Origin of the sequence: Tessaracoccus sp. MC1865 (assembly GCF_017815535.1) — a bacterium.
Taxonomy (GTDB): Bacteria; Actinomycetota; Actinomycetes; order Propionibacteriales; family Propionibacteriaceae; genus Arachnia.
In genome coordinates, this window is sequence record NZ_CP072596.1 from 987,923 (window position 1) to 1,010,006 (window position 22,084).

Consider the following 22,084-nt stretch of genomic DNA (forward strand, 5'->3'; position numbering starts at 1 on the left):
GCGCTCGCCAACTCTCGGGGCGGGGGAGGCGGCGGTAGGGTGTCGGGCGTGATTGTTGCTGCCGCAGACGGTTCCTCCCTCTCCAACCCCGGCCCGGCAGGCTGGGCCTGGTACATCAGCGACGACGCGTGGGCCTCCGGGGGCTGGCCGCACGGCACCAACAACATGGGTGAACTCATGGCGGTGCTGGACCTGCTGCAGTCCACGGCGCACGTCGACGAGCCCATGCGCATCCTCTGCGACTCGCAGTACGTCATCAACTCGCTGACCAAGTGGTTGCCGGGGTGGAAGCGCCGGGGCTGGAAGAAGGGCGACGGCAAGCCGGTCCTCAACGTCGAACTGATGAAGGAACTCGACGTGGCCATGCAGGGGCGCAACCTGCACTTCGAGTGGGTCAAGGGTCATGCCGGGCACGCAATGAACGAGGCGGCCGACGAGCGGGCCAGGGCCGCCGCGTTCGCGTTCCAGCAAGGTGTCGCCTTCGATCCCGGCCCGGGCTTCCCGTCGGCCGCCGCCCCCAAATCGAGGGAGCAGGGGTTCGCCATCGGGTCCACAGATCCGGAGCCGGACCTGTTCTCCCTCGGCGAGCCCGAACCGGCGCCCTCTGGCCCGGCCGGCGGATGCCCCGGCACCGCCTCACCGCGGGTCAAGGCCAAGCTCCTGCAACTCACGCGTGAACTGCTCGACGACGAGGTGCGAGGCGACTCCCGGGCGCTCGGCGCGCTGCTCCACCCCCATTTCGTCGCCCATGCGCTCGACGGCCAGATCGTCGACAAGGCGCACGGGGCGTGGCAGCCCACGTCGTCGCGCTTCGAGGTGCTCGCCGTCGACACCTACGCGGAGGGAGTTGCGGGCGTGCGCTGGCGCCAGGGTGACGACCTCAGCCGCCTGCGCTTCTCGCTGTGGCAGCAGACCCCCGACGGCTGGCTGATGCGGTTCGCCCAGGTCACGCTCGCCGACGCAGTCGGCTGACCGGGCTGGGCCCGCTCAAGAGAAAAAGGCTCCCTCGCGGAGGGCGCCCTGCGTGGGGTCACGCTGGGCCGCGCCCGCGAGAGAGCATTCTCGTCGTCCCAGCTTCAGAGCAGGCCACTGCCACGGCTCTCTGCGCGGAGCGCTGCGTGGTCAGTGGGCGCCGAGTTGCCCCGAGAGTCGTTGGTGGCGGGCCGCCGACGAGGGGTTCAGGCCGACGATCTCGACGCTCTTGCCGTAGCGCCCGTACTTCGACTCGATCGCGTCGAGAGTGGCGACGGTGGACGCGTCCCAGACGTGCGACTCGCTGAGGTCGATGGTCACGTGACCCGGGTCCCCGGCGTAGTCGAACTGGTAGACAAGGTCGTTGCTGGTGGCGAAGAAGAGCTCACCGGTCACCTTGTAGACGGGGCCGCCCTCGCCGTCGATGCGCTGCACCTTCGCGAAGCGCGCCACGCGGCGGGCGAAGACGATGATGGCCACGTTGACGCCCACCAGCACGCCGATGGCGAGGTTGCTGGTCAGCACCGTGACGATGACGGTGACGAACATCACGATGTTCTCGCTGTGCGGCATGCGGCGCAGGGTGGAAGGCTTGATGCTGTGCCAGTCGAACGTGGCCACCGACACCATGACCATGACGGCCACCAGGGCGGCCATGGGGATCCGGCCGACGGCGGTGCCGAAGCCCACCACCAGGATGAGGAGGAACACGCCGGCCAGGAAGGTGGAGATGCGCGTGCGGGCGCCGGAGACCTTCACGTTGATCATCGTCTGGCCGATCATGGCGCAGCCGCCCATGCCGCCGAACAGGCCCGACATGATGTTGGCCACACCCTGGCCCCAGCCCTCGCGGGTCTTGTTGGAGTGCGTGTCGGTGATGTCGTCGACGAGCTTGGCGGTCATCAGCGACTCCATCAGGCCCACCAGCGCCATGCCCAGCGCGTACGGCGCGATGATGCGCAGCGTCTCGAGCGTGAACGGTACCTGGGGGATGAGGAGTTCGGGCAGCGACGTGGGCAGCTGGCCCTGCCCGGCGACATCTGGCAACTGCCAGCCGAGGGCGACGACGAGCCCGGTGATCAGCAGGATCGCCACCAGCGGGGCGGGCACCACGGATGTGAGCTTCGGGAAGAAGACCATGATGGCGATCCCCAGCGCGACGAGGGGGTAGACCAGCCACGGCACATCCAGCAGGTGGGGGATCTGGGCGATGAAGATCAGGATGGCCAGCGCGTTGACGAAGCCCACCATCACCATGCGGGGGATGAAGCGCATCAGCCGCGCCACGCCGATGACGCTCAGCAGGATCTGGAGCAGCCCGGCCAGCAGCACCGTCGCCAGGAAGTATTCGACGCCGTGGTCCCGCACCACGGGGGCGATGACCAGGGCGACGGCGCCGGTGGCGGCAGAGATCATGCCGGGACGACCGCCCACCACCGCGATGGTCACCGCCATGACGAAGCTGGAGAACAGGCCCATCCGCGGATCCACGCCGGCGATGATCGAGAACGAGATCGCCTCCGGGATCAGCGCGAGGGCCACGACGAGACCGGCCAGCACCTCCGTCTTGAGCCGGCGCGGGTTGCGCAGCGCCGCCAGGGTGGAGGTGGAGCGTTCACCCGCCTCGGGCACGGCGGACGTGGACACAGTGGTCTGACTCATGGATCTCCTGCGACGAGGCCCACGCGGAGGCGGCGGGCCGGGGAACTGAGGGCACGCGACGGGCGCGCCGGGCAGCACTTTACTGACAGCGGCGGCGTGCGCGAAAAATCTGCCCCCGGCGAAGGGGGGTCCGGACCGGAGGCGGGCCGGGCGGCGCTCGGGTCAGCCCAGCGTGCCGTCGACGTAGTACCAGCGGCCGTCCACCTGGGTGAAGCGGCTGCGCTCCCGCAGCACGCCCATGCCGTCAGGGGAGAGGAACGTGGCCGTGAACTGCACGGTGCCCTCGTCGTCCCAGGCGTTGCCCCGCTCGGTCTGCTCGATCACGAGGCCGGACCACTGGGTGCCGTCGTCGAGGCTGATCGACGGTGGGCGCGTCGTCGGGTGCCAGGTCTCCATGAGGTGGTCACTCAGGCCGAACACGAACGCGGAGTAGCGCGACCGCATGAGCGCGACGGCCGTGGGGGCCGGGCGGCCGTCATGGAAGCGGCCGCAGCAGGCCGGGTAGACCTTGCCGGTGTCGCAGGGGCACGGCAGCGGTGCGCTCATAGGTTGTCTCCCCAGGTCCAGGTGATGTCGGCCTCGCGTTCAGGGGCGAAGCTACCACCTAGCTGAAGGCAGTTCTCCGGCGAGTCGAAGGACTCCCCGCCGAGCACGAGCCGCAGATCCTGGATTCCTCGCTCGCAGCGACCGTTGCTGAGCCACTTGAGGGTCAGTAGCGCGGAGGCGCCTGGCTCGAGGAGCGGGCTGGGCTCAGGGCCGGAGGCCGGTGCGGTGGTCATGTCGCCCCAGATGTTGCCCAGGTCCCGGCCGCGGAAGGCGGGTTCTGGCAGGATGACCGTCTCGTCGGTGCAGTTGCGGACGCGCGCCCAGTGGAAGCGGCTGCCCAGCGCCGCGTCGTAGCCGACGAAGGCAACGGACAACGCCTGACCTTCGGAGCAGGGCGGCTCCTCGTCGACGTACACGATCTGGGGCTTCTCCTCGACGGGCGGGTCCTGGTCCAGGGGTTCCACGCCCCGGGGGGATGGCTCGGGCTCCGGGAGACGGACCTCGGGCGGCAGTTCCGGCGGTGCCTCGACGGCCGGCTCGGCCCGCTGGGTCGCGACGCCACAGCCGCCCAGCAGTAGTGCCAGCACAAGAAATGTCAGGAACCTCATGCCCCGACCCTAGGGCCTGATCCCCGGTGGCTTCTGTGGGCGTCAGCCCCGCGGTACCCACGAGCCGCGGCGCTGGACCGAAGGAGGATCCGGGCTGGGACCACGGATGGACGCCGCTCAGCGACGCGCGATGCCGTAGTGCGCAGCGAGGGTGTCGAGCGTGGCGAGATCCACGTCCAACATTGTTTCGAACGTGTACTTCGTGAGGTTCGGGCTGAGGACGTGGACCATGATCGACGAGCGCCTGGCACCGTTGTCGCGGTGGACCGTGGCGATCTGCCGGCCCACCTCCTCCAGCAGCGCCTCGTTCGTGGCGGCGTCGTTGGTGTCCGAGCGGACGGTGCCGGAGACCCAGGCCGAGTCCCTCCCCCCGAAGGCCCCCTGCATGGAGTAGCGGAAGTCCGTCAATTCCTCGACGTGGTCCAGCGGCTCCAGCGCCTCGACGAGGCGTTGATTCCATTCCTGGTCTGTGACCTCGGCGTCCTTGGATCCGCATCCGAACAGTCCGAAAACACCCACACCGACTCCCATCAACAGTGCCCTTCGCTGCATCAACGTCCTCCGGCCGCGGCAGCAAGCCTGGAGACGAGTTGCGCCCCCAACTGGCCGGGCGGCACCTGGGTGATACCCGGGCGTCCGGGCACCATGTAGTAGAGGTTGCGCCCGACGGCCCAGGCGTCGTTGGACGCGGAGGGACCGGTGCTCGGCTCGCCCACGACGTAGGCGAAGACGCTGGCCTGAGGCTCGAGGGCGTCGCGGACGTCTGCGGGCAGGGTGGGGAGTTGCAGGAGCCGCTGGGCGAACAGGGTGCGCTCGTACTCCCACGCGGTGGGGACCTCCTCCAGCTTCAACGTCAACGGCACAGCCTCGTCGCCGCGGGGCAGCCGGGGCTGGGCGCGTGCGAGATCCAGCGGTGGAAGGGCGCGGCGCAGCAACAGCCACGGATCCGACGACGGCGCCAGCGCCACCTCGAGCATGGGATCCACGCCGGTGGCCTGCCACCCGTCATCGGCGGGCGCCACCGCGGCTCTCGACGTGACCGTCACCATGTCGTCGCCCAGCACGAAGACCATGGCGTCGAAGGCGACGTTCTGGAACACGGAGACCAGTTCCATCCCGGCGCGCGCCTGCTGGGCGACGCGCAACGCCAGTCCCCAGTCGGTGGCCAGGCCGCGCGGGGTGATGATGCCCGCCGCCTCCCAGCCCGCGAGGGTGTCCTCGTCTGCATGGGGGAGTGTGTCGTCGCGGATCTGTTCCATGGCCGCGGCCCAGGTCTCGAACCCCACCAGGCCCACGCGGATTCCGTCCTGGGCCACCATCGTCTCGTCGGTCATCACTTCACCTCTCGTCCGAACTCTACGGAATAGGTGGTGGTCGTGCCGTTGAAGAAGCTGCCGTAGCTCTCCTCCAGGGCCTGGACCGGGCCCAACGCGGCCACATCCTGCCGGTAGGTGTCCTGCAGGTGGGTGTACGTGGGCAGGTAGTCCGCCGGCCCGGAGCCGGAGTGGTCGAGGGTGATGTTGGTCACGTTCCCCGGCACATCCCTCGTGCCGTCGAGCCGGTATCCGTTGACGTCTGTTCGGGGGACGGGGTCGTACTGGGTCTGGAAGTTGTAGACCGGCACGTCCGGCCGCATGTTCAGCGACTCCGTCGGCGCACCCGCGCTGATGATGCCCTTCACGTCCACGCCGCTGAGGAACTGGTCGTCCGTGATCAACTGCCCGGCCACGATCCCGCCCTGCGAGTGCCCCGTCAGCAGCAGTTCCGGCCGCCCGGTGGGTACCGGCAACCCGTTGGCGCGGCGGTGGGCCAGGTCCTCGGCTATGGCGTCCTGGATGGCCTGCGACGCGGCATGCGTGGCAGAGGTGGGGCCCACGCCGTGGTGGAGGAAGTTGGCGGCCCAGTCCAGCCCTGACGGCTGCCCGGCCCACCCCTCCATGGTCGTCATCGCGTGCGCGGTGCCGGAGATGGCGGCCACGTAGCGCACGTCGCCGTTCTCGTCCTCGACGGCGGTGACCGTGACGGAGGTGCGCTCGGCCCCGCCGCGTTCATAGGCCTTCATCATGGTCTCCATGACATCTGACAGGCCCGCGTAGCTGCTCGCGCGGGGATTGCGCTGCACCGGCCCGACGTAGGGCGTGCCGTCCTCGAAGATCTGCAGGTCCCGGCCCACCACGGCGTTACCGACGACGCCTGCGCCCTGCCCCAGCCGCGTGATGGCGTAGGCGCCGAGTTGCGAGAGGTAGGGCGCCTCTCCGTTCTCGCGCCAGTTCGCCAGCCACTGCGGCGGGTTCTCTCCCAACTCCGCCCAGCGGTCCCAGGCGGAGCCCACCGCCTGGGCGCGACGGTCGAAGAAGTCCTGGACGCTGGCGGCCGCGTCGGTGGCGGTGTCCACCGCCCACTCCATGCCCTCGCCGACCCGGTTTCCGATCCAGCGCCCACCGTCGACGGCGGCATCGCCCCAGCCGACGATCGTGCTCTGCGCATCTGCCGCCCACAGTTTCGCCGCGAGGGAGGCGTCGCAGGCGTTCAGCCGGAACAGCAGCGAGACGACGGAGGCGCTGAGCTGCATCCTGACCACTGGGCGGCGCGGGTCGAGGCTGAAGCCCTGCTCGTTGGCGATCCCACCGCTGTCGCCGATGGAGAAACCCCACCGGTGGGCCTTGTCGAGGGTGCTGTGTTGCGCGTGCTGGATGTCGTCGAAGGTGCCGGCGGCGCTGTCCAGCGCGCTCGCGACGGGCGGCAGTTCGTCGGCGCGGCGCCGCACGGACCTGGTGAGCGTGCGGTGGGCCTCGCGACCCCGGCCGGCGGCGTCGCCGTCCCAGGTGGAGAAGTCGTAGGACTCCAGCTGCCCGTGTATCCGCGTCAGAGCCGAGTGGCTGTTGAGCAGGCCCTGGGCCTGGGCCCGCAGTTCGACGGGCTGCATGGCGAGGCCGTCGGACCACCTCACCGCAGGCCTCCGAAGAAGCCCGTCGCCGACTCGGTGGCGGCATCCTCGGCGGCCCGGTAGTTGCGGGCGGTGGTGTCGAGCGCGGTGGCGAACCCGAGGAGGTCTGTCGTCAACTGCTCCGCTGAGGTCACCCACTCGCCGTCGGTCTTGGCGGCGCGGCCGGCGCTCAGGCTGCCGGGCAGCGCAGCCACCACCCGGTTGAGGCGCATGCCCTCCGTGGCGCCGGGCGCATCCGCCGCGAGCGCATGCGCGTCGTGGGCGATCTGCTCAAGCGCGCCGTAGTCGACCTTGTAGCCCTCACCCATGCCCCTGACCCTATGCAGGGCAGGGGTCACCGAGGCTAGCCCCGGAACGTGGGGAGGTCGTGGGCCCGGAACTGGCCCATCACCCGCTCGATGAGGTCCTTCGACGGGGGCTCGGTGTCCGCGAGTTCGTAGGGGATGCCGAGGGATGCCCACTTGTCGCGGCCCATCTGGTGGAACGGCAGCACCTCGACCCGTTCGACGGCATCACCCAGCGTCGCGACATGCGCGGCGACCGCGTCGACGTTGGCCGTGTCGTCGGTCAGGCCGGGGACCAGCACGAAGCGGATCCACATCCGGTTGCCCCGCTCCGCGAGGCGGCGGGAGAAGTCGAGCGTGGGCTGCAGTTCGCGCCCGGTGGTGCGGACGTAGGTGTCCGGGTCACCCGATTTGATGTCCAGCAGCACGAGGTCGACGTCGTCCAGCAGTTCGTCGGACGCGTTCCGCCCCAGGAAGCCGGAGGTGTCGAGGGCGGTGTGCAGGCCCATCTCCTTCGCGGCGCGCAACAGGCGTCCTGCGAAGACGGGTTGGAAGAGGGGTTCGCCACCGGAGAGCGTCAGCCCGCCGCCCGTGGCGCGGAAGACCCCGCGGTACCGGCGCACCCTGGCCACGATGTCGTCGAGCAGGACGGGCTCGCCCTTGTTCGTGAAATACGTGTCCGGGTTGTGGCAGTACAGGCAGCGCAGCGGGCAGCCGGCCAGGAAGACCGTCAGCCGCGTGCCCGGCCCGTCGACAGCGGTGACGAGTTCCCAGGAATGGACGGAGCCGAGCTCGCCGCTGCGGACGGCAGCGATGTGCTCGGCGTGCGTCATGTCGCCGGCCGACGCGATGCCGGCCGTGCCCGACGTCGCGCGCAGGCGCGGGACGTCGAGCAGTGGCAGCTCTTCTGTGGTCACGCGTTCCCGTGGAACGTGCGGGCCAGGACGTCGCGCTGCTGGTCCTTGGTGAGCTTCACGAAGTTCACCGCGTAACCCGAGACGCGGATGGTCAGGTTCGGGTAGTTGTCGGGGTTCTCCATCGCGTCCTCGAGGGTCTCGCGGTTGAGCACGTTGATGTTGGCGTGGAACAGGCCGGGCTGGTGCGAGCGCTCGTCGCGCGACGCCTTCATCGTGGCCAGGCGCTCATCGAAGGTCTTGACTGACATCTGGGGTTCTCCTTAGTTCTCGGGCACGAAGCCGGCGTCGAGCAGGCCGACGAGGTTGCTCACCTGTTCGGCCTTGTCGCGGCCGAGGCCCGACGGGGTGATGGTGTTGGTCAGCGAGATGCCGTCGAGGGCATCGTGGTAGTCGAGCTTGCCCACCGACAGCATGGAGGCGAGCATGCCGTGCGAGTCGGCGCCGTTCTCCGGGTTGGCGCCCGGCGCGAACGGGGCGCCGGCCTTGTGGCCCGACGGGAAGGCGCCGGTGTTGCGGCCGTACACGACGTTCGAGGTGATCGTGAGCACGGACTGCGTGGGCAGCGCGTCGCGGTAGAGGTGCTGCGCGCGGATCTTCTGCATGATCGTGTGTACCACGACGGCGGCGATCTCGTCGGCACGGTCGTCGTCGTTGCCGTAGCGGGGGAAGTCACCCTCGGTCAGGTAGTCGATCACGAGGCCGGTCCCGTCGCGCACCGGGGTGACGGTGGCGTAACGGATGGCCGACAGCGAGTCCGCCACGATCGACAGGCCGGCGATGCCGCAGCCCAGCGTGCGCAGGATCTCCGAATCGTGCAGCGCCATCTCGATGGACTCGTAGGCGTACTTGTCGTGGCTGTAGTGGATGATGTTGAGCGCCTCCACATAGGTGGCCACCACCCAGTCCAGCACCTGCTCGTAGCGGTGCCACACGTCGTCGAAGTCCAGGGGGCCGTCGCCCGTGACGGGTTCGTAGCCCTCCACGATCTGCTTGCCGCTCATCTCATCGCGGCCACCGTTGATGGCGTAGAGGAGCGCCTTGGCGGCGTTCATGCGGGCGCCGAAGAACTGCATCTGCTTGCCCACCCGCATGGGGGACACGCAGCACGCGATGGCCGCGTCGTCGCCCCAGTAGTCGCGGATGCGGTCATCTGCCTCGTACTGCAGCGAGCTGGTCTCGATCGAGATCGCCGCGCAGAAATCCTTGTAGCCCTGGGGGAGGGCCGGATCCCAGAAGACGGTGATGTTCGGCTCGGGGGCGGGGCCGAGGTTGCGCAGCGTCTGGAGCAGACGGAACGAGGTCTTGGTGACCATCGAGCGGCCGTCCTCGCCGAGGCCCGCGTCGGACCAGGTGGCCCAGTAGGGGTCGCCGGAGAAGATCTGGTCGTAGTCGATGGTGCGCAGGAACCGCACGATGCGCAGCTTGATGACCAGCGCGTCGATCATCTCCTGGGCGTCGGTCTCGGTGATGAGGCCGGCGGCCAGGTCACGCTCGAAGTAGGCGTCGAGGAAGGCCGACAGCCGGCCGATCGACATGGCCGCGCCGTCCTGGCTCTTGATGGAGGCGAGGTAGCCGAAGTACGTCCACTGCACGGCCTCCTTGGCGGTGCTGGCGGGACGCGAGATGTCGAAGCCGTAGATCTCGCCGAGGTGCTTCAGCTTCTGCAGGGCCTTGATCTGCTCGGAGTGCTCCTCGCGGTAGCGGGCCCAGTGCTCGCTGAAGCCCTCGTCGGCGACTGCGTCCTTGGCGCGCTTCTTGTCCTCGATGAGGGCGTCGACGCCGTAGAGGGCGACGCGGCGGTAGTCGCCGATGATGCGACCGCGTCCGTAGGCATCCGGCAGGCCGGTGATGATGTGCGAGGAGCGTGCGGCGCGGATGCGCGGCGTGTAGATGTCGAAGACCGCCTCGTTGTGCGTCTTGCGGTACTTGGTGAAGATCTCCTTGACGTGCTCGTCCGGCTTGGTGCCGGCCTCGCGCAGCGCGGTCTCGACCATGCGCCAGCCGCCGAACGGCATCATGGCGCGCTTCAGCGGGGTGTCGGTCTGCAGGCCGACGACCACGTCGTCGCCCTTCCAGATGTAGCCCGCCGGGAAGGCGTCGATGTCGGCCGGGATCTCGGCGTCGACGGCGAACACGCGGTTGCGGCGCTCGACGGAGAGGTAGTTGTCTTCGAGGCGCTGCCAGGTGGCAGTCGTCTTCTCGGTGGGGCCGGCGAGGAAGGAGGCGTCGCCGTCATACGGGGTGTAGTTGCGTTGGACAAAGTCCCGCACCTCGATCTGGGTCCGCCAGGGGCCCTCTGTGAATCCGTCCCACTCGGTGGGGTCGTTTACCAATGTGTCTTCGGCTACGTTCAACGTCACGAGTGAGTAGTTTACGACGATTTGTAGGACTAAGCGATTCGGGCACAGTGGTTGAGCGGTGGAGGCCCCGGCAGGGGCCCAGAGTTTGGATAAATCCGCACCAGGCGGCCCGCAGCTCCCAGAAGGTGGGCCGGTGGGCAGAGTGAACGAGCGCTTCCGCACGCCGGAACCCGGCGGATTTCCGCCACATCGCCGCCCTCAGGCAGCGACGATAGGATGACGCGCATGAGTCACGTTCTTGCTGCCGTTGCCTGGCCCTACGCCAACGGCCCCCGCCATATCGGTCATGTCTCGGGCTTCGGGGTTCCCTCCGATGTGTTCTCCCGGTACATGCGCATGGCGGGCCACGACGTGCTCATGGTCTCCGGCTCGGACGAGCACGGCACCGCCATCCAGGTGAAGGCCGATTCAGAGGGCCTCACGGCTCGCCAGACGGCGGACAAGTACCACGGCCAGATCGTCTCGGACCTGCAGGGCCTCGGCCTCAGCTACGACCTGTACACGCGCACCACCACACCGAACCATTACCACGTGGTGCAGGAGATCTTCACCGCACTCTACGAGAACGGCTACATCGTCGCGAAGACGCAGATGGGCGCCATCTCGCCGTCGACGGGGCGCACCCTGCCGGACCGCTTCATCGAGGGCACCTGTCCCATCTGCGGGTACGACAACGCCCGCGGCGACCAGTGCGACAAGTGTGGCAACCAGTTGGATCCGGCAGATCTCATCGACCCGAAATCCAAGGTCAACGGCGAGACCCCCAACTTCGTGGAGACCGAACACTTCTTCCTCGACCTGCCGAAGCTCGCACCGCAGCTGGCCGAATGGATCGATTCGCGTGAGGACTGGCGCCCCAACGTGCTGAAGTTCTCGCACAACCTGCTCAAGGAGATCCGTGAGCGCGCCATCACGCGTGACCTCGACTGGGGCGTGCCCGTCCCGCTCGACGGCTGGCGCGACGCCCCGATGAAGCGCATCTACGTGTGGTTCGACGCCGTCATCGGCTATCTCTCCGCGTCCATCGAATGGGCCAAGCGCACCGGCGACCCGGATGCGTGGCGCAAGTGGTGGAACGACGATCAAGCCAACTCCTACTACTTCATGGGCAAGGACAACATCGTCTTCCACTCCGTCATCTGGCCGGGCATCCTGCTGGGCGCCAACGGCCAGGGCACCATGGGCGGCACCATCCGTCCCGAACTCGGCGAGCTGCGGCTCCCCACAGAAGTGGTCAGCTCCGAGTTCATGACGATGCGCGGCTCGAAGGTCTCCAGCTCGCGCGGCGCCTCCATCTTCGTCGGCGACTTCCTCAACGAGTTCGGCCCGGATGCGCTGCGCTACTACATCGCCGTGGCCGGCCCCGAGAACCAGGACACGGACTTCACGTGGGAGGAGTTCGTCCGCCGGACCAACTTCGAGCTGGCCAACGAGTGGGGCAACCTGGTCAACCGCTCGATCTCCATGGCGCACAAGAACAACGGCGCCATCCCGGCCATGGGCGAGCTCACCGACGAGGACCGGGCACTGCTCGACGCGTCGCGGGAGGCCTTCCACACCGTCGGGGACCACATCGCCGCCCGCCGCTTCAAGGCCGGCATCACCGAGGCCATGCGGGTCGTCGGCCTCGCCAACAAGTACATCTCCGACATGGAGCCCTGGAAGCTGAAGGACGACCCCGCCCGCCGCGACACCGTCCTGCACGTCGCCCTCCAGGTGATTTCGGACTGCAACACGCTCCTCACCCCGTACCTCCCGCACGCCGCGCAGCAGATCTTCGAGGCGCTCGGCAACGAAGGGGTGTGGGCCGCGCAGCCGCAGATCGTCGACGTGACCGACGGTGACCTGACCTACCCCACCCTGCAGGGCGATTACGCGTCGCAGCAGGCGGTGTGGGAGTCGCGCCCCATCGTCGCCGGCACGCCGTTGCAGAAGCCCTCGCCGCTGTTCACGAAGCTCGACGAGAAGCTGGGCCAGACCGGCCCCGCGTTCGCGCCCATCCCGGAGTAGGCCGGCTCTATCCTCAGCTGTCGCGCCCGCGGAAGGCGGCGCGGAGCTGCTCCCGGTGCACGGCCGCCACTGCGGTGAGTGGGATCCCGGCCGGACACACCTCCACGCATTCACCATAGGTGGAGCAGGGGCCGAACTGGGCGTCCAGCGCCTGTCCCACGGCCCGGGCGCGCTTGCCGCGCTCCAACTTCCCGTGCGGGATCAACGCGAGATGGGCGAGCTTCGCGCCGGCGAACAGGTGGGCGGCGCCGTTGGGGCAGGCGGCGACGCACGCGCCGCAGCCGATGCACGCCGCGAAATCCAGGGCGAGTTCGGCGTCGCCGTGGCCGACGAGCAGGTCGTCGGCGTCCGGTGCGGTGCCGGCCATGATGTCGACGTGCCCCCCGGCCTCGATCAGCCGGTCCAGCGACGAACGGTCCACCACCAGATCCCGCACGACGGGGAACGCAGCCGAGCGCAGCGGCTCGATGCGCAACGTCGAGATGCCCCCGAAGGCGCGCAGGTGCTGTCGACAGGACGGCGTCTTCGGCACCGGGCCGTGGGGGCGGTCGTTGACCGTCACACCGCAGGCACCGCAGACCCCCTCCCGGCAGTCGGATTCGAACTGGATCGGCTCCACGCCCGAGTCCGCCAGTTGGTCGTTGAGCCTGTCCAACAACTCGAGCAGGCTCATCTCCGGCGTCGCATCGTCGACGACATGCGTCTCGAAACGTCCCTCGGCCGTGGGCGAATCCTGCCGCCAAACCTCTATCTCTATTCTCATCGGTAGTTCCTCACCGCCAGGGGCACCAGGTCGAAGCTGAGTTCCTCCAGGTGCCGGGTGTGCCTGCCCTCCGTTGTGGTCTCCCAAGCGGAGACGTTGCACCAGCGCCCGTCGTCGCGGGCAGCCTCGCCGTCGGCCGTCGCGAACTCCTCGCGGAAATGGGCCCCGCAGGATTCGGTGCGGTCCAGCGCGTCGAGGACCATCAGCTCCGCCAATTCGAGGAAATCGGCGACTCTCGCGGCGCGCTCCAACTCCTGGTTCAGCCGGTCGGCAGGCCCGGCGACCCGCACGTCGCGCCAGAACTCCTCGCGCAGCGCCCGCACCTCGTCGAGCGCCGCCCGCAGGCCCTGCTCGCTGCGTGACACGCCGCAGCCGCGGTACAGGATCTCGCCGAGGCGGCGGTGGAAGGCGGCGGGGCGGGCCACGCCGTCGTTGTCGACCAGCCTCCGGGTGCGGTCCCGCACCCAGGCCAGCGACTCGGCGGCCTCAGCCGAGCCCGCTTCGAGGAGGGGAGTGCCGACGAGGGGCGCCAGGTAGTTCGGCACCGACAGCGGCAGCGTGAACCAGCCGTCGACGCAGGCGCTCAGCAGCGAGTTCGCGCCCAGCCGGTTGGCGCCGTGGTAGTTGCTGCCCGCCTCGCCGCCGACGAACAGGCCGGGCACCGTCGTCATCTGGTCGTAGTCGCTCCACAGGCCGCCCATGGTGAAGTGCGCCCCCGGGGCGATCCGCATCGGAACGGCGTACGGATCCTCGCCCGTGGCGTCCTGGTACATCTCGAACAGGTTGCCGTACCGCTCGGCGATCGCGGGCCGTCCCAGCCGTGCGATCGCGTCGCGGAAGTCGAGGTACACCGAGTTCCGCAACGGCCCGACGCCCCGGCCGGCCTCGATCTCTTCCCTGGCGGCGCGCGAGGCGATATCGCGTGGGGTGAGGTTGCCGAAGGCGGGGTAGCGGCGCTCCAGGTAGTAGTCGCGCTCCGCCTCGGGGATGTCTCCCGCCGGGCGGTCGTCGCCCGGCCGCACGGGCACCCAGATGCGGCCGTCGTTGCGCAGCGACTCGCTCATCAGCGTCGTCTTGGACTGCCAGTGGGAACTCACCGGCAGCGCTGTGGGGTGGAACTGCACGAACGACGGGCTGGCGAAGAGCGCGCCGCGCCGGTGGGCCCGCCAGGTGGCGGTCGCATTGGAGTTCATCGCCAACGTGGAATGGAAGTAGACGGAGCCGTAGCCGCCGGTGGCCAGCACGACGGCGTGGCCGGGAGTGAAGCCCACTTCTCCGGTGACCAGGTCGCGCGTCACGATGCCCTGGGCTCGGCCGTCGGCCACGACCAGGTCCAGCATCTCGCTGCGCGTGTGCAGCCGCACGGTGCCGCGCGACACCTGCCGGAGCAGGGCCTGCGCGGCGGCGACCTGCAGCTGCTGGCCGGTCTGGCCGCGCGTGTAGTACGTCCGCGACACCTGCACGCCGCCGAACGAGCGCGTCGCCAACTGCCCGCCGTACTCGCGGGCGAAGGGGGCGCCGATGGCCTGGAGGTGGTCGATGACGCGGACCGACTCGGTGGCCAGCCGCACGACGTCGGCCTCGCGACCGCGGAAGTCGCCGCCCTTGACGGTGTCGCTGACGAACCGTGCCAGGGAGTCGCCGTCGACCTTCCGGGCCCGGGCCGCGTTGATGCCGCCCTGGGCCGCGACACTGTGGGCCCGCCGCGGCGCATCGTGGAACGTGAAGCACTCGACGTGGTAACCCAACTCTCCCAACGCCGCAGCGGCGCCGGCCCCGGCCAGGCCGGTGCCCACCACCACCACGGTCATCTTTCGCCGGTTCGCGGGGCTGACGAGACGGTATTGCGACGTGCGCCGCGCCCACGCGGTGGCGGGGTTACCGGCCGGCACGTGCGCGTCGAGCATCATGCGATCACCCCGGCCAGGACCAGCACGGGAATGGCGGCGTTCCCGGCTACGACGGCCAACGCCAGCACCGCGCCGACGGCGGCCCAGGCTGCGCGGAACCGCCGTCCGGTCACGCCCCAGTCCTGCAGCAGCGCGCGCCAGCCGTGCCAGATGTGCACGCCGATGACCACCATGGTGAAGGTGTAGAAGGCCGCCATCCACGGCCGCGAGAAGCTCGCCACCAGGTTCGCGTAGGCGGGGATCACCCCGTCGGGGCCGGCGTGGGCGTAGGAACCGGGGGAGACCAGGGCGCCAATGGTGAGGTCCAGTAGGTGCACCACCACGAACACGAGGATGACCGCCCCCCCGGGCAGCATGGTGCGCGCGCCCCAGGCGGTGGCCCGTGGCATGGACCGACGGCGGTGGGAGCCGCGCGCCGCACGCCCACGCAGCCACAGGGTCACCGCCGCCCACACGTGGGCGACCAGGCTCACCGCGAGGGTCACTCGGAGGGCCCAGAGCACGCCCTTCTTCGGGATGAGTGGGTAGCCCACTTCACGCAGCCACGTCGCGTAACCGTCCAGGGAGGCGCGACCCCCGTAGACCTTGAGGTTGCCGATCATGTGGATGAACACGAACCCCACGAAGACCACGCCCGTGACGGCCATCACCTGCTTCAGCGCAAAGGTGCTGGGTCGTTTCCTCATCGCGGCCGGTCGTTCCAGTACGGCGGTCATGTCCCGACCGTAGCCCAGCACCCGCCGGGATCAACCGCCGGGGTGAGTCACCGTCGCTTCACGGAGCCGAGGGCCCGGCGCATCGACATCCCCCGGAAGCCGGCCGCCAGCGCGGCCCGCCGCAGCGCCGGCTCGGAGCGGTACAGGGCCCACCCTCGGTGGAGCAACACCGCCGGTGGTTTGCGGTGTTCCTTGAGGTCGCGGGCCAGGCGTCGCAGGAAGTTGGCCGCCCGTCGCCTGTCCAGCCACAGGGCCTCCACCGTCAGACCTTCGGCGCGGGCGGCGGCCAGCGCCTGGATGGCGAAGATGCCCTCGGCCAGCACGATCTGCGCGGTGCCCAGGTCGACGGTGCGGGTCCCGACCCGTCGGGACAGGGAGATGTCGTAGACAGGCAACTCCGCCCGCCCGTCCCGCAGGAGGGTGCGCAGCGTGTCGACGGCCAGTTCCATGTCCCAGCAGGCGACATCGTCCCAGTCCGGGATGCCCATGGGCGTCATCGGGAGGCCCGGATGGCCAAGGTCGCGGTAGAAGTCGTCGAGGGACAGCGCGACGACGTGCTCGCCGTCGGCTGCGAGGCTGGTGATGCGTGATTTACCGCTGCCGGAGGGACCCGCGATCAGCACCAGCGTTCGAACCATGGGACAGAATCCTAAGCCACAGACCAGCGCCGATCAGCATCGGCCACCGGCGCTGGGGGCTGTGCCCGCGACCGCCCCGGCCTGACCACGCGACACCAAGGGGTGTGGCGGAGGTGGGGCGCCTCTGGTGTGCTGGACGGATATCTCGCTGCGCCAGCAGCGCGAGACCGGAAGGGACGCACCATGAACGACCTGTCGCCCACCCTGATCGCGGTGATCATCGCCGCCATCATCATTGTCATCGTTGTGATCGTGCTCATCGTCCGCGCCGCGGGCAAGCGCAGGACGGAGCAGCTCGTCGAGGATCGGCGCCATGCGGAGGAGTTGCGGCGGGACACTGACCGCGACCGGGTGGCCCTCCGCGAGCAGGAGCTGGGCGTGCGTAAGCAGGAGCTCGAGGCGGAGCAGGCCCGGGTGAACGCCGAGAAGGCCCGCATCGAGGCGGAGCGGATCGAGCGGGAGGCCGCCGAGCGGCGCGGCAGTCTGGCCGAGACCCAGGCGGACATCGACCGGCGTACCCGCGAGGCCGAGGAACTCGATCCCGACCGTCGCGACGACGGTTCGATCCGCCACGATGCGCACGAGCTGCGCGACACCGACGCCCACCGCGGCGTCACAGACGACCACCGTCGAGACGACCATCGCCACTGATCCCGCTCAACGAACGAGGGGCGACTCCACCGGAGTCGCCCCTCGTTCGTGTTCGGGTGAGGTTCACCAGCTTCCGCCGCCACCGCCGCCGAAGCCGCCCCCGCCGCTGAAGCCGGAGAAGCCGGACGAGCCGCCCGTGGCCTGGCTCATGCCGTCCATCCGGGCCTCGTTCATGACGCTGTTGAACGAGCTGGTGAGGTTGTTCATGGCGCTGGCGAAGTAGTAGCCGTGCATGAGATCTGCGCCGATGTACCACGAGGTGTCGGCCTGGTAGATGCCCTCGGCGCCGAGTTGCGCGAACAGCTTGGACCAGCGGTCCGCGACGCCGAACACGATGGCGTAGGGGAGGTACTTGGAGAAGATGTCCTCGCCCTCCTCGAAGCGGAGGGTCTCCTTCTCCGCGGTGCGCAGGTACAACTCGAAGCCCTTCGCCTGCGCCAGGTAGGCCGAGCCGGTGGCCGTGCGCTTGCGGAAACCGCCGGACAGCAGGATCAGGCCGATGCCGAACAGCGCCACCGGGATGGCGAGCAGGCCCCAGCCGAAGGCGCCGAAGACGAACCCGATGCCGACGGCCACCAGCAGGAGCAGCACACCCATGCCGATGGGCACCATCTGCGCCACCTGGGGATTGCTCTTGAACCAGCCCTTCTGGACGACGGCGTTGTACAGGCCCTGCCGCGCGTCGGGCAGCACATTCTGGAACTTCGCCTTGCTCAGTTCGCGGGAGCGACGCACGGCCTGGCCCTTGAAGATGTCGCCCAGCAGCTTGCGCTCATAGGGCAACAGGGTCTCGCCCGCCGGCGGATTGGTGGCGTAGAGGGTGAAGTCCTTGCGCCCGTCCGATTCGATCTGCAGGAAACCCCGCACGGCCAGGTCGATGATGGTCGCGGACACGTCGACGTTGTCGGCCGTCGCGTCGATCAGGGTGCCGATCTCGCCGGGGGTGGCGCCCTTCGGCGGATGGAACTGGACGGTCACGGGGGTCTTGCCCGCCTTGGTGCCGACGCGTCCCTGCTCGCCCGCTGTGGGCGTGAGGCCCGGGGTCAGGCCCAGGAAGACCTCGTCGCGGGTGTGCCTGCGGCGCACGATCAGCAGCCCGGCGATGGCCGCGATGAGGCCCGCGCCGGTGACCGCGCCGGTGGCGGGGGTCAGCTCGAAGGGGCTGACGATCTCCTCGATGGTCTGCGTGGCGCCGCCGAAGGTGCCGGCGGGGAACCCGGCGACGACCTGCACCGGGGTCTTCGGGTTGACGGCGGGGACGGCGAACGTGGCGCTGTTGCCGCTGTAGGACGTCTCACACGGGGTCTGGTTGTCGTAGGGGCCGTAGAAACAGGCCGTCTTCTCCACGCCCGCGGGGCCCGTCACGGTGACCCGCACGTCGCTGAACCGCGACTCCCACGCGGGGCCGACGACGTCCCAGTTGAACTCGTCGAGGCCAGACTCGGGATGGTCAGAGGCGATGAGGCCCTTCACGTCGTAGGAGACGACGTAGTCCTGGGGCGTGGTGTTGACCACGTTGGCATTGCCGATGCGCAGCCGGAAACCGTCGGAGCTGCTCTCACGCTGCACGTCGGTGCGGGCACCGGTGGGGGAGGAGACGCTGATGTTGTCGTACTCGAAGATGTAGCGCTTGCCGTCGCCCTCCTGCTGGGTGGGGAACAGGAAGTAGGGCCCCCGCCCGTTGAACGCCGCGAAGTCCATCGTGAAGTCGACCTCCACCTGGGCGATCCCGTCCTCGGTGAGGTTGACGTCGACGTAGTAGCGCGTGATCGGCGCCGAGTCGTCCGCGGCGGCGGGTACCACGGCCCAGGCGGTGAACAGGACGAGCAGAAGTGCCGTGAAGGCGGCGCGCAGCTTGAGCATGGTTCCAGAGTACCCAGGCCGGGAGCAGAGGGAGCGTGGCCCGGCAGCCGCAGGGATACGTGCCGTTCCGCGAACCCGGCCGAGTACGCGCAGAAAGGGTACGGTTCAGGGGTGAATGAAATCCCGGCGCGCATCACGGTGGCGATCGTCAACGACTACCCCGTAGTCGTGGAAGGCGTGGCGCAGTTGTTGGCGCACGACACCCGCCTCCAGCTCGTCGAGCTGGACACCATGACCCACCCGCGGCAGGCCGTCGACATCGTCCTGTTCGATGCGTTCGGCCAGTTGCATCTCGAAGACGACATCCGGCAATTGCTGGCCAACCCGAAGTACGGCCGAGTGGTCGTCTACACCTGGAACATCAGGCCGGAGCAGGTGGCGCAGGCGCTCGAGATCGGCGTCCACGGCTACGTGTCCAAGGTGGCCGACGGCAACACGTTGTGTGACGCGCTGGTGCGCGTCCACGGTGGTGAGCGGGTCATCGAGCCCAAACCGGTGCCGCACGAGATCGAATCCGGCGACTGGCCGGGCCGTCGTCACGGCCTCTCGGCGCGTGAGGCCGAGGTGATCGCCATGATCACCCAGGGCATCACCAACGATGAGATCGCCAAGGCCAGCTACCTCAGCATCAACTCCGTCAAGAGCTACATCCGCTCCGCCTACCGCAAGATGGGCGTCGAACGCCGTAGCCAGGCCGTGCTCTGGGGCGTGGAGAACGGGATGCTCCCACGCCGCCAGCGCAGGGAACTCTAGGCCTCCACGCCCAGAGCGGCCGCCATCTCACGCCTCAGCGTGACGAGCTTCTCAGCCGCCCGGACACGCGCGGCGGGCACGTCCTGGGACTCGTCGACGCCCAGCCGCACCTCCAGGTAGCACTTGAGCTTCGGCTCGGTGCCCGAGGGGCGGGCCACCACGTGCACGGATCCCCCGGTCAGTTCGACGGCGTCAGTCGGCGGTAGCGCCTCGGAGCCCTCCGCGAGGTCTGCCACGACGACCGGCTCACCCAGCAGAGCGGCCGGCGGGTCCGCGCGGAGCCGCGCCATGGCGTCGGCGATGAGGGACAGATCCGCCACCCGCACCGACAGTTGCGACGTGGCCGTGAGCCCGTGCGTCCGGGAGATCTTGGCGAGCCGGTCCGCCAGCGTGCGGCCCTCGGCCTTGAGCCCGGCGACGATCCGCAGCACGGACAGGGCCGCGGTGATGCCGTCCTTGTCCGGCACCGCACGGGAATCGCAGCAGTAGCCGATGGCCTCTTCGTAGCCGAAAGCCAGGTCTGCCACCCGGCCGATCCACTTGAAGCCGGTAAGCGTCGTGACGTGCGGCCTTCCGGCGGCGCGCGCCATGCGGCCGAGCTCGGTGGAACTCACCACGGAGTTGGCGAACCGTCCGGGGACGCCGCGACGGACGGCGTCGTCACCGAGGAGCGAGCCCAGTTCGTCGCCGGTCAGCATGCGCCACTGACCGTCCACCACCGCGGCCACGGCGCAGCGGTCTGCGTCGGGGTCGTTGGCGATCACGACGTCGGCACCCTTGTCGGCCGCCAGAGCCACCGCCAGGTCGATGGCGCCCTTCTCCTCGGGATTGGGGAACGCGACGGTGGGGAAGTTCGGGTCTGGCTGCGACTGCTCGCCGACCTCGTTGGCGGCCGGGAGCCCGACCGCCTCGGCGACGGCGCGGACGGTCGCGGTGCCCACCCCGTGCATCGCGGTGTGCACCCAGACGACGTCGCGCGGGGCGTCGGCGGGGTAGAGCGTCACCGCGCGGGCGACGTAGGCCCGGCGCAGCTCAGCTGTGACGTCGGTACGCTCAGCGCCGCGGGGGAGGTCCGTCCAGTCGCGGGCGGCGACCTTGGCGATCTCGGCGGCAATCTCCGCGTCTGTGGGCGGCACGATCTGGGAACCGTCGCCCAGGTACACCTTGTAGCCGTTGTCCTGCGGCGGGTTGTGGCTGGCGGTCACCACGACGCCGGCGACGCAGCCGAAGTGCTGGATGCCGAAGGCGATCACCGGAGTGGGCGTGGGTTGCGTCACCCACAGCACCTCGAAGCCGGCGCCGGCCATGACACGGGCGGTGTCCTCGGCGAAGTCCGTCGACTTGTGGCGCGCGTCATAGCCGACGATGACCTTGCCACCGTCGTGCCCCTGGGTCTTGAGCCACGCGGCGAAGCCTGCGGCGGCCTGGGTGACGACCGAGCGGTTCATCCGGGCGGGGCCGGGGCCGAGTGCCCCGCGCAGGCCGGCGGTGCCGAACTCCAGTGGGCCTGCGAAGGCCAACTTCAGTTCCTTCTCCGCCGCGTCGCGGAACGTCGGGTCGTTGGCCTGGGCCTGGACGATGAGGTGGTCGAGCTGTTCGCGGGTCTCCGGATCCGGGTCCATGTCGCGCCAGCGGATGGCGGCGTTCAGCAGGTCCTGCATCACAGCCTCCCCACGATGGCGGCAAGCAGCGCGGCCAGCCGCGGGCCCGCGTCGCGCCCGGCCTGGAGCACCTCGGCGTGGTCGAGGTTGCTGTCGCTGAGCCCGGCGGCGGCGTTGGTGACGAGCGACAGGCCGAGGACCTCGAGGCCTGCTTCGCGGGCGGCGATGGTCTCCAGCGTGGTGGACATGCCGACGAGGTCGCCGCCCAGGATGCCGGCCATTCGGACCTCTGCGGGCGTTTCGTACTGAGGTCCGCGGAACTGGACGTACACGCCCTCGGGCAGGCCGCCGGCGGCTTCCTGGGCCTCGGCGCGCAGACGCGTGGAATAGGCCTCGGAGAGGTCCACGAAGTTGGCGCCCTCGAGGGGGGTGTCGCCAGTGAGGTTGATGTGGTCCTTGATCAGGACGACGGTGCCGGGCGCCCAGTCCGGGTTGAGGCCGCCGCAGCCGTTGGTCAACACCATGGTGGTGGCGCCCCAGGCCGCAGCGGTGCGCACGCCGTGGGCCACGGGCGCGACGCCGCGACCCTCGTAGTAGTGCGTGCGGCCGGTGAAGATCGCGGCCAGCTTGCCGCGCGCGGTGCGGACGAGGAGCAGTTTGCCGCCGTGGCCGCTGACCACGGGCTTGCTGAAGCCGGGGACGTCGCCCAGTTCGAGTTCGCCGACCGGCTCCCCGAGGGAATCTGCCCCGGAGGACCAGCCGGAACCCAGCACGAGGGCGATGTCGATCGCCTGTTCGCCCAGACGGTCACGTAGATACGTTGCGGCCTCGGCGGCCAGCTCAAATGCTTCACTCACGCCCATCAGCATAAGTGAGCCGCCTC

Annotated in this window: 19 protein-coding genes and 1 pseudogene; 4 read left to right on the forward strand and 16 right to left on the reverse strand. The window is 69.4% G+C overall.

Annotated features, from left to right (window positions below):
- The first annotated feature begins 48 nt into the window (after positions 1 to 48).
- Positions 49 to 972 carry a ribonuclease HI family protein gene (locus J7D54_RS04455; RefSeq protein ID WP_182764517.1) on the forward strand — a complete coding sequence of 308 codons (924 nt, stop codon included), beginning with the start codon at positions 49 to 51 and terminating at the stop codon, positions 970 to 972.
- Between the two features lie 150 nt (positions 973 to 1,122).
- Here J7D54_RS04455 and J7D54_RS04460 read toward each other — a convergent pair whose 3' ends face one another.
- The 9 genes and pseudogenes from J7D54_RS04460 to pflB form a co-directional block, all read right to left on the reverse strand.
- Positions 1,123 to 2,634, reverse strand: coding sequence for a SulP family inorganic anion transporter (locus tag J7D54_RS04460; protein WP_182764516.1), 1,512 nt, complete (start codon positions 2,632 to 2,634; stop codon positions 1,123 to 1,125).
- A gap of 162 nt (positions 2,635 to 2,796) precedes the next feature.
- On the reverse strand, positions 2,797 to 3,180 hold the full coding sequence (locus J7D54_RS04465) for a YchJ family protein (protein WP_182764515.1): 384 nt from the start codon (positions 3,178 to 3,180) through the stop codon (positions 2,797 to 2,799).
- Positions 3,177 to 3,788: a hypothetical protein gene (locus tag J7D54_RS04470; protein ID WP_182764514.1), complete on the reverse strand. Its 612-nt coding sequence runs from the start codon at positions 3,786 to 3,788 to the stop codon at positions 3,177 to 3,179. The genes J7D54_RS04465 and J7D54_RS04470 overlap by 4 nt, the downstream gene beginning before the upstream one ends.
- Before the next feature lie 117 nt (positions 3,789 to 3,905).
- Complete coding sequence (locus J7D54_RS04475; protein ID WP_182764513.1) at positions 3,906 to 4,307, reverse strand: hypothetical protein; 402 nt, start codon at positions 4,305 to 4,307, stop codon at positions 3,906 to 3,908.
- 32 nt (positions 4,308 to 4,339) lie between these two features.
- Complete coding sequence (locus J7D54_RS04480) at positions 4,340 to 5,122, reverse strand: hypothetical protein (RefSeq protein ID WP_182764512.1); 783 nt, start codon at positions 5,120 to 5,122, stop codon at positions 4,340 to 4,342.
- Complete coding sequence (locus J7D54_RS04485) at positions 5,122 to 6,738, reverse strand: hypothetical protein (RefSeq protein WP_182764511.1); 1,617 nt, start codon at positions 6,736 to 6,738, stop codon at positions 5,122 to 5,124. Before J7D54_RS04485 ends, J7D54_RS04480 begins: the two co-directional genes overlap by 1 nt.
- Positions 6,735 to 7,043 carry a hypothetical protein gene (locus J7D54_RS04490; protein WP_182764510.1) on the reverse strand — a complete coding sequence of 103 codons (309 nt, stop codon included), beginning with the start codon at positions 7,041 to 7,043 and terminating at the stop codon, positions 6,735 to 6,737. Before J7D54_RS04490 ends, J7D54_RS04485 begins: the two co-directional genes overlap by 4 nt.
- 35 nt (positions 7,044 to 7,078) lie before the next feature.
- Positions 7,079 to 7,936, reverse strand: coding sequence for a pyruvate formate-lyase-activating protein (gene pflA, locus J7D54_RS04495; RefSeq protein ID WP_245244131.1), 858 nt, complete (start codon positions 7,934 to 7,936; stop codon positions 7,079 to 7,081).
- Positions 7,933 to 10,269 (reverse strand): annotated as a pseudogene (pflB, locus tag J7D54_RS04500) (formate C-acetyltransferase). The gene pflA and the pseudogene pflB overlap by 4 nt, the downstream one beginning before the upstream one ends.
- Before the next feature lie 252 nt (positions 10,270 to 10,521).
- On the opposite strand from pflB, the gene metG reads away from it, so the two are divergent.
- Positions 10,522 to 12,306, forward strand: coding sequence for a methionine--tRNA ligase (gene metG / locus J7D54_RS04505; RefSeq protein WP_245244135.1), 1,785 nt, complete (start codon positions 10,522 to 10,524; stop codon positions 12,304 to 12,306).
- Positions 12,307 to 12,319: 13 nt separating this feature from the next.
- Here metG and J7D54_RS04510 read toward each other — a convergent pair whose 3' ends face one another.
- The 4 genes from J7D54_RS04510 to J7D54_RS04525 form a co-directional block, all read right to left on the reverse strand.
- Positions 12,320 to 13,069, reverse strand: a complete 750-nt coding sequence (locus J7D54_RS04510; RefSeq protein ID WP_182764508.1) for a succinate dehydrogenase/fumarate reductase iron-sulfur subunit — start codon at positions 13,067 to 13,069, stop codon at positions 12,320 to 12,322.
- Entirely contained in the window at positions 13,066 to 14,979 is a 1,914-nt protein-coding gene (locus J7D54_RS04515; RefSeq protein WP_182764507.1) for a fumarate reductase/succinate dehydrogenase flavoprotein subunit, read from the reverse strand. Before J7D54_RS04515 ends, J7D54_RS04510 begins: the two co-directional genes overlap by 4 nt.
- Complete coding sequence (locus J7D54_RS04520; RefSeq protein ID WP_245244205.1) at positions 14,976 to 15,626, reverse strand: succinate dehydrogenase cytochrome b subunit; 651 nt, start codon at positions 15,624 to 15,626, stop codon at positions 14,976 to 14,978. The genes J7D54_RS04515 and J7D54_RS04520 overlap by 4 nt, the downstream gene beginning before the upstream one ends.
- A 116-nt stretch (positions 15,627 to 15,742) precedes the next feature.
- The gene (locus J7D54_RS04525) at positions 15,743 to 16,333 is read right to left on the reverse strand and encodes a uridine kinase (protein WP_182764506.1); all 591 of its coding nucleotides are present in this window, start codon (positions 16,331 to 16,333) and stop codon (positions 15,743 to 15,745) included.
- 183 nt (positions 16,334 to 16,516) lie between these two features.
- Between J7D54_RS04525 and J7D54_RS04530 the strand changes: the two genes are divergently transcribed.
- Positions 16,517 to 16,984 (forward strand): hypothetical protein, encoded by a 468-nt coding sequence (locus tag J7D54_RS04530; RefSeq protein ID WP_182764505.1) that lies wholly within the window; start codon positions 16,517 to 16,519, stop codon positions 16,982 to 16,984.
- Between the two features lie 63 nt (positions 16,985 to 17,047).
- Here the strand turns inward: J7D54_RS04530 and J7D54_RS04535 are convergent, their stop codons facing one another.
- Positions 17,048 to 18,847 (reverse strand): DUF2207 domain-containing protein, encoded by a 1,800-nt coding sequence (locus tag J7D54_RS04535; protein WP_182764504.1) that lies wholly within the window; start codon positions 18,845 to 18,847, stop codon positions 17,048 to 17,050.
- 111 nt (positions 18,848 to 18,958) lie between these two features.
- On the opposite strand from J7D54_RS04535, the gene J7D54_RS04540 reads away from it, so the two are divergent.
- Positions 18,959 to 19,600 carry a response regulator transcription factor gene (locus J7D54_RS04540; RefSeq protein WP_182764503.1) on the forward strand — a complete coding sequence of 214 codons (642 nt, stop codon included), beginning with the start codon at positions 18,959 to 18,961 and terminating at the stop codon, positions 19,598 to 19,600.
- On the opposite strand, the gene J7D54_RS04545 is transcribed toward J7D54_RS04540, so the two are convergent.
- Both J7D54_RS04545 and J7D54_RS04550 read right to left on the reverse strand, forming a co-directional pair.
- Positions 19,597 to 21,261, reverse strand: coding sequence for a phospho-sugar mutase (locus J7D54_RS04545; protein ID WP_182764502.1), 1,665 nt, complete (start codon positions 21,259 to 21,261; stop codon positions 19,597 to 19,599). The genes J7D54_RS04540 and J7D54_RS04545 overlap by 4 nt on opposite strands.
- The gene (locus J7D54_RS04550) at positions 21,261 to 22,058 is read right to left on the reverse strand and encodes a purine-nucleoside phosphorylase (RefSeq protein ID WP_245244136.1); all 798 of its coding nucleotides are present in this window, start codon (positions 22,056 to 22,058) and stop codon (positions 21,261 to 21,263) included. The genes J7D54_RS04545 and J7D54_RS04550 overlap by 1 nt, the downstream gene beginning before the upstream one ends.
- Positions 22,059 to 22,084: the final 26 nt, after the last annotated feature.

What these genes read in the sequence shown, in the direction of transcription:
- J7D54_RS04460 (WP_182764516.1), bottom strand. Translation starts at nt 2,634, where the DNA reads ATGAGTCAGACCACTGTGTCCACGTCCGCCGTGCCCGAGGCGGGTGAA.
- J7D54_RS04465 (WP_182764515.1), bottom strand. Translation starts at nt 3,180, where the DNA reads ATGAGCGCACCGCTGCCGTGCCCCTGCGACACCGGCAAGGTCTACCCG.
- J7D54_RS04470 (WP_182764514.1), bottom strand. Translation starts at nt 3,788, where the DNA reads ATGAGGTTCCTGACATTTCTTGTGCTGGCACTACTGCTGGGCGGCTGT.
- J7D54_RS04480 (WP_182764512.1), bottom strand. Translation starts at nt 5,122, where the DNA reads ATGACCGACGAGACGATGGTGGCCCAGGACGGAATCCGCGTGGGCCTG.
- J7D54_RS04490 (WP_182764510.1), bottom strand. Translation starts at nt 7,043, where the DNA reads ATGGGTGAGGGCTACAAGGTCGACTACGGCGCGCTTGAGCAGATCGCC.
- metG (WP_245244135.1), top strand. Translation starts at nt 10,522, where the DNA reads ATGAGTCACGTTCTTGCTGCCGTTGCCTGGCCCTACGCCAACGGCCCC.
- J7D54_RS04510 (WP_182764508.1), bottom strand. Translation starts at nt 13,069, where the DNA reads ATGAGAATAGAGATAGAGGTTTGGCGGCAGGATTCGCCCACGGCCGAG.
- J7D54_RS04515 (WP_182764507.1), bottom strand. Translation starts at nt 14,979, where the DNA reads ATGATGCTCGACGCGCACGTGCCGGCCGGTAACCCCGCCACCGCGTGG.
- J7D54_RS04520 (WP_245244205.1), bottom strand. Translation starts at nt 15,626, where the DNA reads ATGGCCGTCACGGGCGTGGTCTTCGTGGGGTTCGTGTTCATCCACATG.
- J7D54_RS04525 (WP_182764506.1), bottom strand. Translation starts at nt 16,333, where the DNA reads ATGGTTCGAACGCTGGTGCTGATCGCGGGTCCCTCCGGCAGCGGTAAA.
- J7D54_RS04530 (WP_182764505.1), top strand. Translation starts at nt 16,517, where the DNA reads ATGAACGACCTGTCGCCCACCCTGATCGCGGTGATCATCGCCGCCATC.
- J7D54_RS04535 (WP_182764504.1), bottom strand. Translation starts at nt 18,847, where the DNA reads ATGCTCAAGCTGCGCGCCGCCTTCACGGCACTTCTGCTCGTCCTGTTC.
- J7D54_RS04545 (WP_182764502.1), bottom strand. Translation starts at nt 21,261, where the DNA reads ATGCAGGACCTGCTGAACGCCGCCATCCGCTGGCGCGACATGGACCCG.